General features: G+C 71.1%; 15 protein-coding genes and 2 pseudogenes. 7 read left to right on the top strand and 10 right to left on the bottom strand.

Annotated elements, in window-relative coordinates; all coding sequences use genetic code 11:
* Nucleotides 1-28: 28 nt before the first annotated feature.
* Nucleotides 29-316: a metal-sensitive transcriptional regulator gene (locus AOK15_RS25845; RefSeq protein ID WP_055520768.1), complete on the top strand. Its 288-nt coding sequence runs from the start codon at nucleotides 29-31 to the stop codon at nucleotides 314-316.
* A 19-nt stretch (nucleotides 317-335) separates the two neighbouring features.
* Here AOK15_RS25845 and AOK15_RS25840 read toward each other — a convergent pair.
* The 3 genes and pseudogenes from AOK15_RS25840 to AOK15_RS25830 all read right to left on the bottom strand — a co-directional run bounded on the left by AOK15_RS25840 (nucleotide 336) and on the right by AOK15_RS25830 (nucleotide 2,876).
* Nucleotides 336-1,075 (bottom strand): annotated as a pseudogene (locus tag AOK15_RS25840) (sulfite exporter TauE/SafE family protein).
* Complete coding sequence (locus AOK15_RS25835) at nucleotides 1,072-1,458, bottom strand: rhodanese-like domain-containing protein (protein ID WP_205632229.1); 387 nt, start codon at nucleotides 1,456-1,458, stop codon at nucleotides 1,072-1,074. Before AOK15_RS25835 ends, AOK15_RS25840 begins: the two are co-directional and overlap by 4 nt.
* 68 nt (nucleotides 1,459-1,526) lie before the next feature.
* Nucleotides 1,527-2,876 (bottom strand): annotated as a pseudogene (locus tag AOK15_RS25830) (MBL fold metallo-hydrolase).
* A 175-nt stretch (nucleotides 2,877-3,051) separates the two neighbouring features.
* On the opposite strand from AOK15_RS25830, the gene AOK15_RS25825 reads away from it, so the two are divergent.
* The 3 genes from AOK15_RS25825 (at nucleotide 3,052) to AOK15_RS25815 (ending at nucleotide 5,739) form a co-directional block, all read left to right on the top strand.
* A complete protein-coding gene (locus AOK15_RS25825; RefSeq protein WP_055520751.1) occupies nucleotides 3,052-3,456 on the top strand; it encodes a DUF302 domain-containing protein in 405 nt (134 codons plus the stop codon).
* A gap of 595 nt (nucleotides 3,457-4,051) precedes the next feature.
* Nucleotides 4,052-5,053, top strand: coding sequence for a DUF389 domain-containing protein (locus tag AOK15_RS25820; RefSeq protein ID WP_055520750.1), 1,002 nt, complete (start codon nucleotides 4,052-4,054; stop codon nucleotides 5,051-5,053).
* 359 nt (nucleotides 5,054-5,412) lie between these two features.
* On the top strand, nucleotides 5,413-5,739 hold the full coding sequence (locus AOK15_RS25815) for a GYD domain-containing protein (RefSeq protein ID WP_055520766.1): 327 nt from the start codon (nucleotides 5,413-5,415) through the stop codon (nucleotides 5,737-5,739).
* A gap of 207 nt (nucleotides 5,740-5,946) precedes the next feature.
* Here AOK15_RS25815 and AOK15_RS25810 read toward each other — a convergent pair whose 3' ends face one another.
* Together AOK15_RS25810 and AOK15_RS25805 are read right to left on the bottom strand one after the other, a co-directional pair.
* Nucleotides 5,947-7,275 carry a class I SAM-dependent RNA methyltransferase gene (locus AOK15_RS25810; RefSeq protein ID WP_055520749.1) on the bottom strand — a complete coding sequence of 443 codons (1,329 nt, stop codon included), beginning with the start codon at nucleotides 7,273-7,275 and terminating at the stop codon, nucleotides 5,947-5,949.
* Nucleotides 7,276-7,410: 135 nt separating this feature from the next.
* Nucleotides 7,411-9,474, bottom strand: a complete 2,064-nt coding sequence (locus AOK15_RS25805; protein ID WP_055520748.1) for an APC family permease — start codon at nucleotides 9,472-9,474, stop codon at nucleotides 7,411-7,413.
* A 414-nt stretch (nucleotides 9,475-9,888) separates the two neighbouring features.
* Between AOK15_RS25805 and AOK15_RS25800 the strand changes: the two genes are divergently transcribed.
* Complete coding sequence (locus AOK15_RS25800; protein ID WP_055520747.1) at nucleotides 9,889-10,560, top strand: potassium channel family protein; 672 nt, start codon at nucleotides 9,889-9,891, stop codon at nucleotides 10,558-10,560.
* Nucleotides 10,560-11,237 carry a potassium channel family protein gene (locus AOK15_RS25795; RefSeq protein ID WP_055520746.1) on the top strand — a complete coding sequence of 226 codons (678 nt, stop codon included), beginning with the start codon at nucleotides 10,560-10,562 and terminating at the stop codon, nucleotides 11,235-11,237. The genes AOK15_RS25800 and AOK15_RS25795 overlap by 1 nt, the downstream gene beginning before the upstream one ends.
* A gap of 165 nt (nucleotides 11,238-11,402) precedes the next feature.
* Here the strand turns inward: AOK15_RS25795 and AOK15_RS25790 are convergent, their stop codons facing one another.
* From AOK15_RS25790 to AOK15_RS25770, 5 genes are all read right to left on the bottom strand, one after another.
* Nucleotides 11,403-12,170 carry a DUF3159 domain-containing protein gene (locus AOK15_RS25790; protein WP_055520745.1) on the bottom strand — a complete coding sequence of 256 codons (768 nt, stop codon included), beginning with the start codon at nucleotides 12,168-12,170 and terminating at the stop codon, nucleotides 11,403-11,405.
* Between the two features lie 3 nt (nucleotides 12,171-12,173).
* Complete coding sequence (locus AOK15_RS25785; protein ID WP_079049391.1) at nucleotides 12,174-12,572, bottom strand: OB-fold nucleic acid binding domain-containing protein; 399 nt, start codon at nucleotides 12,570-12,572, stop codon at nucleotides 12,174-12,176.
* Between the two features lie 151 nt (nucleotides 12,573-12,723).
* A complete protein-coding gene (locus AOK15_RS25780; protein ID WP_055520743.1) occupies nucleotides 12,724-13,494 on the bottom strand; it encodes a DUF3710 domain-containing protein in 771 nt (256 codons plus the stop codon).
* A 1-nt stretch (nucleotide 13,495) separates the two neighbouring features.
* The gene (gene dut, locus AOK15_RS25775) at nucleotides 13,496-14,017 is read right to left on the bottom strand and encodes a dUTP diphosphatase (RefSeq protein WP_055520742.1); all 522 of its coding nucleotides are present in this window, start codon (nucleotides 14,015-14,017) and stop codon (nucleotides 13,496-13,498) included.
* Nucleotides 14,014-14,598, bottom strand: coding sequence for a PaaI family thioesterase (locus tag AOK15_RS25770; RefSeq protein WP_055520741.1), 585 nt, complete (start codon nucleotides 14,596-14,598; stop codon nucleotides 14,014-14,016). The genes dut and AOK15_RS25770 overlap by 4 nt, the downstream gene beginning before the upstream one ends.
* Nucleotides 14,599-14,711: 113 nt before the next feature.
* Here AOK15_RS25770 and AOK15_RS25765 point away from each other — a divergent pair, with 113 nt between their 5' ends.
* Nucleotides 14,712-15,173, top strand: a complete 462-nt coding sequence (locus AOK15_RS25765; protein WP_055520740.1) for a DUF3093 domain-containing protein — start codon at nucleotides 14,712-14,714, stop codon at nucleotides 15,171-15,173.
* The last annotated feature ends 9 nt before the right edge of the window (nucleotides 15,174-15,182 follow it).

Genomic DNA, 15,182 nt, shown 5'->3' with positions numbered 1-15,182 from the left:
CCCATAGGGGTATTTGTGAGGAGTGATCGTGGAACTGGAGCTTGAGGGCGCGGACCTGAAGGCCGTACTGAACCGGCTGCGCCGGGCACAGGGTCAGATCTCCGGTGTGATCCGGATGATCGAGGAGGGGCGCGACTGCGAGGACGTCGTCACGCAGCTCGCCGCCGCCTCGCGCGCGCTGGACCGGGCCGGTTTCGCGATCATCGCGACGGGCCTGCAGCAGTGCGTGAGCGACATCGAGTCCGGCCGCAGGAACGGTGAGGACCCGGAGGCGATGCGCTCCCGGCTGGAGAAGCTGTTCCTGTCCCTGGCGTGATCATGCCTCGCGGCCTGCCTCACACCGCCGCGTCGATCAGCATGAAGGCGGCCACGGCCAGCAGCATGAGGGCGAAGATCCGCTGAAGCGAGGGCCCGGGTACCTTCCCGGCCAGCCGCCTGCCGTCCCAGGCACCGAGGATCGCGGCCCCGATGAACGGTCCGACGACAGCCCGGTCCAACGCCTCGACCGTGTCGGCCCGGGTCGCCGGCGCGGCGATCGAGTTGACGGTGATGACCAGCGGGCTGGTGCCCACCGCGTCGCGCATCCGCATGCCGAGCACCCCACCAGCGCCGGGACGGCGAGAAAGCCGCCGCCGACACCGAGGACTCCCGTGACCACGCCGAGCCCGGCCCCGGCTGCCGCCGCGCGCCCCGGCCGCACCGTCACCACACCCTCCGCGGCCGCCCGCGACCTCAGCATGCGCACGGCGGCCGCTCCCGCGACCAGGGCGAAGGCCGCCGTCAGCGCCGCCTGCGGGACGCGCGCGGCGAGCGCGCCGCCGAGCATCGCCGGGCCGATCCCGGCCGCCGTGAACAGCAGCCCGGTACGCCACCGCACATGCCCGTCACGGGCATGCGCGACCGGCGCGGTGACCGAGGTGACGATGACCAGACTCGCGGTCGTCGCCCCGACCGGGCTGAATCCGAGCAGATAGATCAGCGCGGGAACGGCCAGGACACTGCCGCCGCCCCCGAGCGCACCGAGCGCCAGGCCGATCACAGCCCCGGCGGCCAGTGCGAGGAGGAGCGCGCTCACGCGACCATGCCGTCCTGTCCGCGTATGTCGACCACCGGCAACCCCGCTTCGGCCCAGTCCAGCATGCCGCCGATCACGTCGACGGCTTCAGAGCCGCGGGCGACGAGCAGCTCTGCGGCCTGCCGGGAGCGGTTGCCGGAGCGGCAGATCACGATCAGGGGTCGCGCCTGCGCGTGCGGGGGCAGCCCCGCCCCGGCGAACAGCGCCGACAGGGACAGGTGCACAGCGCGCGGGGCGTGGCCCGCCTGCCACTCGTAGGACTCGCGCACGTCGAGCAGAACGGCGTCACCGCCGCTCTGCGTGTTGTCGTGCCCGGTGCGTGTGGCCGCCTCCCGCACACTCACGCGTCCCGGACAGCCCCGGACCCGTATGAAGATGCTCATCTCGGTTTCTGGCTCCTGTTCGCCGGTCGTCGGGAAAGGTGGGGCGGCCTCCACGGAGGCCGACGTCGTCAGGGAGTCCGCAGGGCGAGTCCCGCCCTCTCGGCCTCCTCGAAGGAGTCGTCCACGGCGATGACGTCACGGCCCGAGGCGTCCAGCAGGGAGGCGGCGATCGCGGCGCACATACCGCCCGCGCAGTGCACCCAGACCTCGCCCTCAGGAACCTCGTCGAGGAGGCCGTGCAGGGTGTGGACCGGGATGTGCACCGATCCCTCGACATACCCGCCGACCCGCTCCGAGGCCCGGCGCACGTCCAGGACGACCTCTGCGCCCCGCCCCGCGAGGTCGGCGAAGGAACCCCGCCGGAAGGAGGCCGGTGCCTCGCCCTCACGCACCCAGTCGGCCGGGCCGCCCGTGGCCGCGGCGGCCGGGCGGTCGATGCGCACCCGGACCAACTCCCGCTGGGGGGCGGCAAGCTGCGCGGGCGACTCGGCGAGCAGCGTGACCGGCTTGCCCCACGGGATCAGCCAGGCCAGATACGTGGCGAGCTGCCCCTCCGCCTCGAAGTTGAAGGACCCGCCAGACATGCCCGGCGGCGAACGCGACCCGGTTGCGCAGATCGACCACCCACTCCCCCGAGTCCAGCCGCCCGGCGATCTCGTCGGCATCGGCGACGGCGGGCGGGGTCAGGTCGACGGGGTCGGGTCCGGCGGCATTGGCCGGGCCCATGTGCGCGTAGTAGGCGGGCACATGGGCCCGGCCAACAGGTCGGCGCCGAAGGTGTCGACGTCCCGGGTGAGGGCCTCGTTGGACACCTTCTCCTTGCCGATGGTCGCGTCGCGGCCCTCGGCCCGGGCGGACGAGCAGAAGCTGCCGAAGCCGTGCGTGGGCAGTACGGCGGTGTCGTCCGGGAGTCCGGCGGCCGGCCGCTGGGCGGACGCGTGCTGGGCACGGGCCAGCCGCTCCGTCAGTCTCGGTTCGACCAGGTCGGGCCGGCCGACGGTGCCGGTGAGCAGGGACCCGCCGGTGAACACGGCGACCGCCGTGCCGTTGGCCTCCAGCACGTAGGAGGTGTGGTGCGGGGTGTGCCCGGGCGTGGTGAGCGCACGTAGCGCAAGGCCGGTGTCGAGGGTCGTGACGTCGCCGTCGCGCACGGGTGTCCGCTCGAACGACACCCGCGCCCCGGCCGGTACGAGGTAGGCCGCGCCCGCGATCCGGGCGAGTTCCGGGCCGCCGGTGACGTAGTCGTTGTGCACGTGCGTCTCGGTCACGTGCGAGATCCGTACCCCGTGCCGCGCGGCTGCCGCGATCACCTGGTCGACGTCGCGTGGTGGGTCGACCGCCAAGACCGTCCGTTCACCGCCGACGAGATAGCCGCGGTTGCCGAGCCCGGACACCTCGATCGTGTCGACGAAGAACACGTTGTGCTCCCTTCCGATGAAGCAATTACCCCAGGGGGTATACTTCCGAAGGTAACGCAGGTACCCCTGGGGGTATTTACAGGGGCGGGAAACCCCCGGATGCCTCGTCCGAGTGCCTCGCACAGGTCCGCACACTCGTCCCGCCCCGCCCGAGCCACCGAGAAGGGTCCCGTCCATGCGCTACGACCGCACAGTGCGCCTCGACATCGACTTCGCCACCGCCGTCGCCCGCACCCGCGACGCTCTGGCCGCCCAGGGCTTCGGCATCCTCACCGAGATCGACGTCACCGCCACCCTCAAGGCCAAGCTCGATCACGACATGGAGGACTACGTCATCCTGGGCGCCTGTAACCCGTCCCTCGCCCACCGCGCGCTGGACACCGACCGTTCCGTCGGCCTGCTGCTGCCCTGCAACGTCGTCGTCCGCCGCGACGGCGACCGCACGGCCGTACAGGCTCTGGACCCCGGCACGATGGTCGCCCTCGCCGAACTCGACACCCTGCGCCCCATCGCCGAGGAGGCCACCCGCCGCCTCGACGCCGCCCTCGCCGGCCTCACCGCAGGCGAGGCGGAAAGCTGAGCAGCCGAGCGAACCGACGTGGCCCCGCGCGGCAGGCGGAATGATCGTGAGCCCGGCGCGGCACAGCCGTACGCCGCGCCGCGACCTCCACGCACGCGCGCCCGGCGCCTTCGCCCGCCGGGCCGCTCACCGCCCTCCGGGCCTGCTCGCCGTGTTCGTGGCTACGGGCGTGCCGTGGCCGTGGGCCCACTTGCGTCCGCCGCCGCAGGGGCAGGGCGCGTTCTGGGGCCGGTGCGAGTCGGCGTCGGTGTCGGCATACCGGCGCATGATCAGTGCGCGCGCCCCTGCCACAGCAGTCCGGCCATCATGCGCGTCGGGCATCCGCCGGCCGGGACGGGCACACGGTGTACTGCCCCGACACCGCCGCGGTGACCGAGCAGTCCGGCGTCGTCACCAGCGGCCGGTCGTACACCGTCGCAGCCGGGGCCTGGCCGTGGGCGACTCCGCCGACGCCCACGGGGTGCTGTACGCCATGAAGATCCTCCACTGAGGACCGGGGCCGGTCCGGTGCCGGGCATCGGCAGCCGTGCCCTGCGCATGCCCCTGCCCGTGTCCTACCCGTGGCCCCCGTGCTGATCGTGGTTTGTTTGGAGCCATGATCAGCAAGGTGCGTGCCCGTGTGCTGCCGACCTCTCAGCGCCGCTCGCTGGACGAACTGACCGAGGATCTGATCCTGTCCTCCGGGGACACCACGTCCAAGCGTTCGGCGTTCTGGACGATGCTGACGCTGTCGGCGGTCATCGCGGCCGGCGGGGTGCTGACGGATTCGACGGCCACCGTGATCGGCGCCATGATCATCGCGCCTCTCTCCACGCCGATCATGGGCATCGCCCTCGGGTCGGTGCAGCGCCGCCGCACCGGATCCGCAGTGGTCGTCCTCCTGGCGTGCCTGCTGGTGATCGCGATCGGGATGGTCATGTCGGTGGCCCTGCCCGGCGACTACGACCTGCTGTCCAACAGCCAGATCTCGTCCCGGACGTCGCCCGGCCTGATGGACCTGATCGCGGCCCTGGCGACGGGTCTGGCGGGTGCGGTCGCGCTGGCCCGCCGTGACGTCGCCGCCGTGCTGCCCGGAGTCGCGATCGCCATCTCCCTCGTCCCGCCCCTGGTGGTGGCGGGGGTGTGCCTGGGCAAGCTGTCGGGATGGCTGGCGCTGGGCGCGGTGGCACTGTTCGTGTCCAACCTTTTCGCCCTGGTCTGCGCCGGCATGGTGGTGTTCGCCACGCTCGGTTACGGCACGGAGACCGACAAGAGGGCCGGGCGCCCCGCCCCCAGGACGTACGCCGCGATGGCCCTGCTCTTCGTCGTCGTGCTCGTTCCGCTGACGGCCGACACCGTCGCCACTCTGCTGCTCAACGCGTGGACCGGCCGGACCAGGGACGCCGCGCGGCAATGGCTCGCCGACGAACCGGACGCGACCGTCACGAGTGTCGACGCCCAGTCCCGGACCATGTACATCCACGTCCGTGCCCCCGGAGAGCTGCCGCCGGTGAAGTCCCTGCTCGACCGGCTCGAGGGACGCATCCCGGACGGCACTCCCGTCGTGGTGGACGCCTCGCGGGGGCGGCGCATCGACGCCGGAGAGGTAGGGGACTGAGCGCCGCGTCCGCGCACCGCGCCTCTGGGACGAGGCGGCACCGCGTCGCGCGCAGCAGTCGTACGACTCCAGCATCCTGAGCATGTCGGCGAGCCATCCGCTCCGGCCCGCGGATCGGTTCGAACGCGGCCTGCGGGTGGTCGCCTCCTGCGACACCTGAAGCTGCGTACTTCGCCGGGGTCGGCCCGGAGGCCATGCGCGCCCGCCACACACGCAGACCCTCGCCTCTTGCCGACCGGTACACCCGTCCGATGCGGGCGGAGCCGCTCATCGTTCCGGCCATTCGGGGGAGATGCGCGCGGCCTCGGGCGTATCTCCCCCTGCGGGGGCATCCCTTGCTGGGACGAAAGGGAGACATGATGCCGCTCTATCTATCAAGGTTCAGCTACACGCCGGAGACGTGGGCGAGACTCATCAGCCACCCAGAGGACCGCTCAAAGGCCGCTGAGTCGTACATTGAGTCCGTCGGCGGCAAGCTGCACGGCTTCTGGTACGCGTTCGGCACCCGCGACGGCTATAACTTGTGGGAGGCCCCCGACAACGTCTCCATGGCCGCGGTCGCCCTGGCGATCAGCGGAGGCGGCGCACTCAGCTCGTTCGAGACCACCGTTCTCCTGAGCATTGACGAAACCATGGATGCCTTGCGCAAAGCCGGGCAAGTCCAGTACCGGGCCCCCGGCACGTAGCGGTCCAGGTGGCCGACAGCAACGGATTCGCCCTTGACGGCGTAGACGGCAGCCATGAGCGCGAAACCGGCGAAGGTGAGCCAGAGCCAGGTGGGGGCAGCCGCCTGACACCTCATCAGAACGAGCGTCAAATGAGCGTCATTTCAGCGTCACGATATCGCTCGTAACGCCCACACCGAACACCATGCGCATGCGCAGAACCGCAGGTCAGGATCCCTTTACGGCCGGCTCAAGGATCGCCACGCACTCCAGATGATGCGTCATCGGGAACAGATCGAACGCCCTCAGCATCCGCACCCGATACCCCCCCTCGCGGAAGTACCCCAGGTCGCGGGCCAGCGCAGCGGGGTCGCAGGCGACGTACGCGATGCGGCGGGCGCCCAGCGTGGACAGGTGCTCCACCGTCTTGCGGCCCGCGCCCGCGCGGGGCGGGTCCAGGACAACGAGGTCGACCTCGGTGATCCCGGTGCGCGGCAGCACCGCCTCGACCTTGCCCAGTTCGATCCGTACGCGGTCGAACTCCGCGAGGTTGTGCCGCGCGTCCTCGACCGCCCGCTTGCCGGACTCGATGCCGAGGACGGCCCCCTTCTCGCCGACCCGGTCGGCGAGGGCGCCCGCGAAGAGTCCGACCCCGCAGTACAGGTCGAGCGCGGTGTCGCCCTTGCGGGGCAGCAGGCCCTGCATGACGGCCTTGACGAGGGTGTCCGCGGCCTTGGGGTGGACCTGCCAGAAACCGCCGCTCCCGACCCGGTACGTGCGGTCGTCGGCGCGCTCACGGACGAAGGGGCGCCCGTGGACACGGTGCACACCCCGGTCCTTCTCCCCGACCCGCATCACCGACACCGGCTTGTCCAGTTCCACGATCGGCAGCCGCGCCCCCGGCTTCGGCGTGAGGATCACCTGACGGTCCTGTGAACCCGTCGCCGCGATCGCGTCGACCGACTCCATACCGGACCAGTCCCGCTTCTCGATGCCCAGCTCGCTCACGCCCGGCGCCGCGATCATGCAGTGGTCGATCGGCTCGACCTCGTGGGAGCGATGGCGGCGCAGACCCGCGCGCCCCGAGGCGTCCACCGCGTACTGCACACGCGTGCGCCACGCGGGGACCTCGCCCGCCGGGACCTTGTCGCCCTCGGCCGGCATCACCGTGCCGTCCCAGCCCGCCTCCTCGGGCGTGAGGCCCGCGAGCCGCCGCAGCTGCTCGGCGAGGACCTCGCCCTTGAAGCGGCGCTGCGCGCCCGGCTTCACATGCTGCCAGTCGCAGCCACCGCACCGGCCGGGGCCGGCGTAGGGGCAGGGTGCCTCGATGCGGTCCTTGGCCGCGTCGAGCACCTCGACGGCGTCGGCCCGCAGGAAGCGCGCGCCCTCCTCGCCTTCCGTCACCCGGGCGACGACGCGCTCACCGGGCAGCGTGTGCCGGACGAAGAGGACCTGCCCCTCCGCCGTACGGGCGATGCAGTGGCCACCATGGGCGACGGGGCCGACCTCGACCTCGTACTCCTCCCCCACCAGCGATTTCTTCGGTTCTGCCTGCATGGCGGGGTGACTCCAGGAGAGAGGGAAGCGACAACGGCCGGACAACAGCCCACCAGTCTACGTGGGTGCCGTCCGGCCGCCGACCACCGGAGCGGCGCCCCGCCCTCGCGAGGCGCCGCTCCGCTGACCGGTGACTCAGCTCTGGTTGGCCGAGGATTCCTTCGTCGGCGTCTTGGACCGCTCGTGCGCCGGACCACGCCGCACCGAGCCCGGCGCGCTCCACTCCTGCCGCTTGCGTGCGCGCCGCTTGGCGACCTCGGAGGACTCCAGCTGGTACGGCACGGAGGTCACCATGACACCCGGCGTGAACAGCAGGCGTCCCTTGAGTCGGAGCGCACTCTGGTTGTGCAGCAGATGCTCGTACCAGTGGCCGACCACGTACTCGGGGATGATGACCGACACCGCGTCGCGCGGCGACTCCTTGCGCAGCCCCTTGACGTACTCGATGACCGGCCGGGTGACCTCCCGGTACGGCGAGTCGAGGACCTTCAGCGGTACGTCGATGCCGCGCCGGTTCCACTCCTCCTGGAGCGCCTTGGTCTCGGCCGGGTCGACGTTGACGCTGAGCGCCTCCAGGGTGTGCGAGCGCAGCAGCTTGGCGTACGCGAGGGCGCGCAGGGTCGGGCGGTGGATCTTGGAGATCAGCACCACGGAGTGGACCCGGGACGGCCGTACGACGTCGTCGCTGGGGCCGTCGGGCGCGGCGATCTCCGCGGCGACCCGGTCGTAGTGCTTACGGATCGCGGTCATCGTCGCGTAGAAGATCACCATGCCGAGCAGGGCCACCCAGGCGCCGTGCGTGAACTTGGTGACGAGGACGACGATCAGGACGAGCCCGGTGAAGAAGGCGCCGAAGGTGTTGATGGCCCGCGAGCGGACCATGTGGCGCCGCTTGGCCTGGTCCTTCTCGGTGCGCAGATGACGGTTCCAGTGCCGGACCATGCCCGTCTGGCTCAGCGTGAAGGAGACGAACACACCGACGATGTACAGCTGGATCAGCCGGGTCGAGTCGGCGCCGTAGATCCACACCAGCAGGACGGCGGCGCCCGCGAGGAGCACGATGCCGTTGGAGAAGGCGAGGCGGTCGCCGCGGGTGTGCAACTGGCGCGGCAGGTAGCGGTCCTGGGCGAGGATCGAGCCGAGCAGCGGGAAGCCGTTGTACGCGGTGTTGGCGGCCAGGAAGAGAACCAGGGCGGTGGCGGCGGCCAGCACGATGAAGAAGAACGTTCCGTCGCCGAAGACGGCGGCCGCGACCTGCGAGATCACCGGGTTCTGGACGTAGGACTCGCCGACCGGGGTGCCGTCGCGCACGAGGTCGACCGCCGGGTTCTCGGCCATCCGCACGTTGGTGGCCATGGCGAGGCCGATGATGCCGCAGAACATGGTGACGGCGAGCAGGCCCATCGCGGCGAGCGTGGAGGCCGCGTTCTTCGACTTGGGCTTGCGGAAGGCGGGGACGCCGTTGGAGATGGCCTCGACGCCGGTCAGCGCGGCGCAGCCGGAGGAGAAGGCGCGCAGCAGCAGGAAGACCAGCGCGAAGCCGGCGAGCCCCTCGTGCTCGGGCTTGATCTCCAGGTCCGAGGTGGGTGCCCGCATCGTCTCGTCGAGGACCAGCCCGCGGAAGGCACCCCAGGCGATCATCGCGAAGACGCCGACGACGAAGACGTACGTCGGGATCGCGAACAGCTTGCCTGACTCCTTCACCCCGCGCAGGTTCATCAGCGTGAGGAGCACGATGATGCCGACCGCGCACAGCACCTTGTGCTCGACGAAGAAGGGGATGGCCGAGCCGAGGTTCTCCACGCCGGAGGAGATCGACACGGCGACGGTGAGGACGTAGTCGACGAGGAGCGCGCTGGCGACGGTGAGACCGGCCTTGGGACCGAGGTTGGTGTTGGCCACCTCGTAGTCGCCGCCGCCGCTCGGATAGGCGTGCACGTTCTGCCGGTAGGACGCCACCACGGTGAACATCAGCACGACGACGGCGACGGCGATCCAGGGGCTGAAGTGGTAGGCCGACACGCCCGTGATGGAGAGGACCAGCAGGACCTCGCCGGGTGCGTACGCCACGGACGAGAGCGGGTCGGAGGCGAAGACGGGGAGTGCGATGCGCTTCGGCAGGAGCGTTTCGCCGAGCCGGTCGCTGCGCAGAGCGCGCCCGATCAGAATCCGTTTGGGCAGGTCGGTCAGTTTGGACACGCAGAGGATCGTAAGCGCCCCGACTGGTTCTGGGCACATCCGGGTGAAATCCCGGCGGGCCCCTGGGTGAAATCTCCCCGGGCGACACTGCGAGGTGCGTCACGTGACGCATCCTCAGGCCTAATAGGGGCGTCCTGATGTCTATATGACGAATCCCGTCCGTCCCACCGCATCTCTGGAGGCCCCATGCAGGCGGCGACCGCGGAGCTGATCGGCGCACTCGTGTCGCTCGTCGGCCTCGGTGTTCTGACGATGATCAGCGTCCGCCGGATCAGCCGTCGGCGCTCGCCCACCTGACGGGTGCTGCACGGGGGTGCCCTTGGCGGACCGCGCGTGTGTAGCTTGGGCCACGGTCTGAGACCCTGTTTTTGCCGTTTCGGCTGAACACCAGCTATTGACACCGGAAGGACGGTCGTGCACATCGTCATCATGGGCTGCGGGCGAGTGGGGTCGACCCTCGCCCAGACCCTGGAGCAACAGGGGCACACGGTCGCCGTGATCGACCAGGACCCCACTGCCTTCCGTCGTCTGGGCTCGGGATTCGGTGGCCGCCGTGTCACCGGTGTCGGCTTCGACCGCGACACGCTGCGTGAGGCGGGCATCGAGGAGGCTGGCGCGTTCGCGGCCGTCTCCAGCGGCGACAACTCGAACATCATCGCCGCCCGCGTCGCCCGCGAGATGTTCGGCATCGAGAACGTGGCGGCGAGGATCTACGACCCCCGCCGGGCCGAGGTGTACCAGCGTCTGGGCATTCCCACGGTCGCCACGGTCCGATGGACGGCCGATCAGATGCTCCGCCGACTGCTGCCCGCCGGGTCCGAACCGCTGTGGCGCGACCCCACCGGGGGCGTCCAGCTCGCCGAGGTGCACGCGTCCTCGGCCTGGGTGGGCCACAAGATCAGCAAGATGCAGGAGGAGACGGGCGTCCGCGTCGCGTTCCTCACCCGCCTGGGTGAGGCCATCCTGCCCACCTCGCAGACGGTGCTGCAGGAGGGCGACCTGGTGCACGTGATGATGCGTACGGACGACGTCGAGAAGGTCGAGGCATCCTTCGCCGAGGGTCCCGACGAGGAGGGCGGTCACTGATGAGGGTCGCCATTGCCGGAGCCGGTGCGGTGGGCCGCTCGATCGCGGGCGAACTGCTGGAGAACGGCCACGAGATCCTGCTCATCGACAAGGCGCCGACCGCGATCTCGGTCGAGCGCGTCCCCATGGCGGAGTGGCTGCTTGCCGACGCCTGCGAGATCACCTCGCTGGACGAGGCCGCGCTGCAACGCTGCAACGTGGTGATCGCCGCGACGGGCGACGACAAGGTCAACCTGGTCGTCTCGTTGCTGGCGAAGACGGAGTACGGCGTCCCGCGTGTGGTCGCCCGGGTCAACAACCCGAAGAACGAGTGGCTGTTCAACGAGTCGTGGGGCGTGGACGTCGCCGTGTCGACGCCCCGGCTGATGTCGGCCCTGGTCGAGGAGGCGGTGAGCGTCGGCGACCTGGTGCGTCTGCTCCGCTTCAGCCACGGTGACGCCAACCTGGTCGAGCTGACCCTCCCGCCGGAGTCGGCGCTGGCCGGCACGCAGGTGGGCGAGGTCGAGTGGCCGGAGGACACGTCCCTGGTGACGATCATCCGCGGCACCCGGGTCCTCACCCCGACCCGGGAGGACTCCCTCGAAGCCGGCGACGAGCTCCTCTTCGTCGCCGCCCAGGCTCGCGAGGAGCAGCTGGAGGATCTGCTGTCGGTCCGCCGCGAGGACGCGACGAGCTGACCCGCCGGACACGGCGAAGGGGCGCCCGGAGATATCCGGGCGCCCCTTCGTGCGTGGTTCGGCGTCGGTGGCTCGGGCCGAGGAGCAGCCGCCGGTGGCTTCGATCAAGGATCAGCCGCGTGGCCTTCGGCCGAGGATCGGTCGGCCGGTGCCTCGGCTCGTGGTTCAGTCGCCCGTGCGGGCCGCCCGCTCGGCGGCCTTGCGCTCCTTCTCGGCCTGCTCGGCCGCCTCCATCTCCGCGAACACGTCGATCGGCGCCGGCGCCTTGGCCAGGAACACCCAGGTCAGCCAGACGGCCAGCAGGAACGGCGGGATCTTCAGCGCGACGAGCACCCAGCCGAGCTGCTCGGTGTCGGCCCACCAGTACAGCGGGAAGAGGATGGCGCACTTGCCGAGCAGGATCGCGCCCCAGGCGTAACTCGCCTTCGCGTACGCCTTCTTGCGGCCGGGGTTACGGGTCCGCCAGGAGAGGTTCTCCTTGAACACCGGCCCGAGCATCAGCCCCATCAGCGGCACGCCCGCGAGGGTGGTGATGATGTACGTGAGACCCATGCCCAGCGTGTAGAGCATGCCCGGCAGGTAGAAGTCCTTCGCGTTGCCGGTCATCATCGCGAAGACCACGCCGAAGGCGACGCCGAAGACACCGCTGAAGGCGTGCTTCACGGTGTCCTTCCTGGCCAGCCGCACCACGACCAGCAGCAGGGAGACACCGAGGGCCGCGAGGGCCGACGAGTGCAGGTCCTTGTTGATCGTGTAGATGGTGACGAAGAGGAGGCCGGGCACCACGGTCTCGACCATGCCGCGCACCCCGCCGAAGGCCTCGAACAGCGCGGCCTCGGTCACCGCCCTGGAGTCCTGGGGGTCGTCCTGGACACCGGTCGTGTCCTGGGCGCCGTGGGCGGCGTCCTCCGTCGGCTTGTCGAGCGACGTCACCGGCTACTCCCGTCCGAGCGGTCTGAGTTCGTACTTCGGGTTGAAGAGCACCCTACGGCCCCGGCTCATCGAGACCCGACCGGATGCGATCAGCTTGCGCCCCGGCTCTATCCCGACGATGGAGCGCCTGCCGAGCCACACCACGTCCAGGGCGGCCGAACCGTCGAACAGCTCGGCCTCCAGGGCCGGCACACCGGCCCGCGGGCGCAGCGTGACCGTGCGCAAGGTACCAGTAACCGTCACTATCTGTCGGTCGTGGCAGTCACAGATCCGCGTACAGCCCGCGGTGTCCGTGTCCTCCCGCAGCTCCTCGCTCTCCAGGTCCTCCTGGGACGAGGACAGCCGGTCGAGCATGCGCCGGAACCGGCCCGCCGGCTTCTCTGAACGAGGAACAGCACTCATGGCAAAAAGCCTACCGGGGAGCGCCGACAGACCCGCACCCCCGTACGAGCCACCTCTGGTCGCCGGAGCCCCGCGGACCCCCGTGGCGTGGTCCCGGTACGACGGAGGGCCGCACCCCAAGGGAGTACGGCCCGTGTGTCTGTGCGGTGGGTCAGCGGACCTCGGTGATCTCCGGGCCCCGCTGCAGCTGGCCCATGCCGCCGGAGAAGCGGGAGCCGCTCTGCTCCTCCTGCTGGACGCCTTCCGGCACCATCTGCGCGTCGTTCGGGAGCTTCAGGACGATCGGGTCGCGCGGGGCCATGGGGCCCTCACCGCGGACGATGACGGTGTCCCGGAAGATCTGCTCCAGCAGCCCGGCGGTCTGCGGCTCGACCGCGCCCCGGCCGGAGATCACACCGCGCAGGAACCAGCGCGGCCCGTCCACGCCCACGAAGCGGACGACCTGGAAGCCGCCCGTGCCGTCCGGCAGCTGCACGGGCACCTGGGCCCGCAGCTCCCAGCCCAGCGGGCCCTCGACCTCGTCGATGACACCGCCCTGCTGGGTGATGCCGGTGGCGATCTCCTCGCGGACCTCGCCCCAGATGCCCTCGCGCTTGGGCGCGGCGAAGGCCTGGAGCTGGACCGCGCTGTCGCGCAGGACGACGGTGGCCGCGACGATCGCGTCGCCCGCGACCTCGACCCGCAGCTCCATGCCCTCGACCCCGGGCACGAAGAGACCACCGAGGTCGACCCGGCCCTCGCCGGGGTTGGAGACCTCGGAGCTGTCCCAGGGTCCGTCGGGCCGCGGCTCCGGCTCCAGCCGCACCCGCTCCCGCTCGACCTCGTCCGTCTCAGTGCCGACTGCGTCGACGACCTGCTCGGCCTCGCTCGCCGCGTCCGCCGCGTCCTCAGCGGAGCCCTTCTTCTTGCGACGTCCGAACACGTCACTGTCCTTCCCGGTCGGATACGACCGAAGCGTATCGATTCCCACCCGTTGTGCCGCCCACGGCGGCATGACCGCCCGTGGACCCGAAGCCCCCCTCGGCCCGCGCCGAGTCGGGAAGCTCCGCCACCTCCTGGAAGCGCACCTTCTCGACCTGCTGGACGACCAGTTGGGCAATCCGGTCGAAGCGCTCGAACACCACGGCCTCCCGCGGGTCGAGGTTCACCACAATGACCTTGATCTCCCCACGGTACCCGGCATCAACCGTCCCTGGGGCATTCACCAGGGCGACACCGCAGCGGGCGGCGAGACCGGATCGAGGGTGCACGAAGGCCGCGTACCCCTCCGGGAGCGCGATGGACACTCCCGTGGGCAGGACGGCCCGTTCGCCCGGCTTCAGTTCACGGCTCTCCGTGGTGCGCAGATCGGCGCCCGCGTCTGCGGGGTGCGCGTACTCCGGCAGCGGAACGTCCGGGTCGACGCGCCGGATGAGCACGTCGACGGGGGGACGGCCGCCGTTCACGGGTTCACCTCGAAGGCGCGGGCCCGCCGGACCTGGTCCGGGTCGTTCATGGCCGCCTGGATCTCCTCCTGACGGCCGTTGTCGATGAAGTGGTCGACCTTCACCTCGACGAAGAGCGCGTCGGCGCGGACGGCGAGCGGGCCGTCGGGTCCGCCCACGCGCCCGGTGGCGCTCGCGTAGATCTTCCGCCCGGCCACGGCCGTCACCTCCGCCTGGAGGTGCAGTACGGAGCCGACGGGCACGGGCCGTACGAAGTCGGTCTCCAGCCGCCCGGTCACCGCGATGGTGCGCAGCAGCCAGGTGAGCGAGCCGAGCGTCTCGTCGAGGGCGGTGGCCAGGACCCCGCCGTGCGCCAGGCCGGGCGCGCCCTGGTGGGCGGCCTTGACCGTGAACTCGGCGGTGAGGGAGACCCCCTCGCCGGCCCGGGCCTGAAGGTGCAGCCCGTGGGGCTGCTCGTCGCCGCAGCCGAAACACTGCCCGTAGTGTGCGCCCAGCAGTTCGCCCGGGGCGGGTGCCTCGGGGTGCCGGACGGGCGCCGTGGCGTCCGCCGGGGGCTGCAGGGCCGCGGAAGTACCTCTCACAGCCGCAGACCTTACCCGTCCGTCAGCCTCCGGCCATCGTCCCGGCGGACAGGGTTTCCCCTCGGGTGCCCCCATTTCCGGGGGCCGGTGCTCCCCGTGCCAAGCTTGACGCCATGCAGCTCTCCGCCTCGCCGTACGAAGAACGCCTCACCGCGCCCCGTTCGTGGTGGCTGGTCTGCCTCCTGGTCGGCGTCTCCATGGCCCTGATCCTGCTGCCCTTCGGGACCCTGCCGCTCCTCGGCGGCCTGGCCGGCGGCACCGCCGCCGCGGCGGTCGTGGCCAGCTCCTACGGCTCGGTCCGCATCCGCGTGGTCGGGGACGCCCTGATCGCGGGCGAGGCGAAGATCCCGGTGAGCGCGCTCGGTGAGCCGGAGGTCCTCGACGCCGAGGAGGCGCGGGCCTGGCGCACGTACAAGGCCGACACCCGGGCGTTCATGCTGCTGCGCGCCTACATCCCGGGCGCCCTGCGCATCCCGGTCACGGACCCGGCCGACCCGACGCCGTACCTGTATCTGTCGACGCGGCAGCCGCAGCGGCTGATCGCCGCCCTGGAGGCGGCCAGGGCAGCGGCGTAGCCGCGGCGC

Source organism: Streptomyces ossamyceticus (assembly GCF_001418475.1).
Lineage (GTDB): Bacteria > Actinomycetota > Actinomycetes > Streptomycetales > Streptomycetaceae > Streptomyces > Streptomyces ossamyceticus.
This window is presented reverse-complemented; position numbering and strand designations above follow the sequence as displayed.

What these genes read in the sequence shown, in the direction of transcription:
- AOK15_RS25835 (WP_205632229.1), bottom strand. Translation starts at nt 1,458, where the DNA reads ATGAGCATCTTCATACGGGTCCGGGGCTGTCCGGGACGCGTGAGTGTG.
- AOK15_RS25815 (WP_055520766.1), top strand. Translation starts at nt 5,413, where the DNA reads ATGCCGCTCTATCTATCAAGGTTCAGCTACACGCCGGAGACGTGGGCG.
- AOK15_RS25820 (WP_055520750.1), top strand. Translation starts at nt 4,052, where the DNA reads ATGATCAGCAAGGTGCGTGCCCGTGTGCTGCCGACCTCTCAGCGCCGC.
- AOK15_RS25785 (WP_079049391.1), bottom strand. Translation starts at nt 12,572, where the DNA reads ATGAGTGCTGTTCCTCGTTCAGAGAAGCCGGCGGGCCGGTTCCGGCGC.
- AOK15_RS25795 (WP_055520746.1), top strand. Translation starts at nt 10,560, where the DNA reads ATGAGGGTCGCCATTGCCGGAGCCGGTGCGGTGGGCCGCTCGATCGCG.
- AOK15_RS25825 (WP_055520751.1), top strand. Translation starts at nt 3,052, where the DNA reads ATGCGCTACGACCGCACAGTGCGCCTCGACATCGACTTCGCCACCGCC.
- AOK15_RS25765 (WP_055520740.1), top strand. Translation starts at nt 14,712, where the DNA reads ATGCAGCTCTCCGCCTCGCCGTACGAAGAACGCCTCACCGCGCCCCGT.
- AOK15_RS25810 (WP_055520749.1), bottom strand. Translation starts at nt 7,275, where the DNA reads ATGCAGGCAGAACCGAAGAAATCGCTGGTGGGGGAGGAGTACGAGGTC.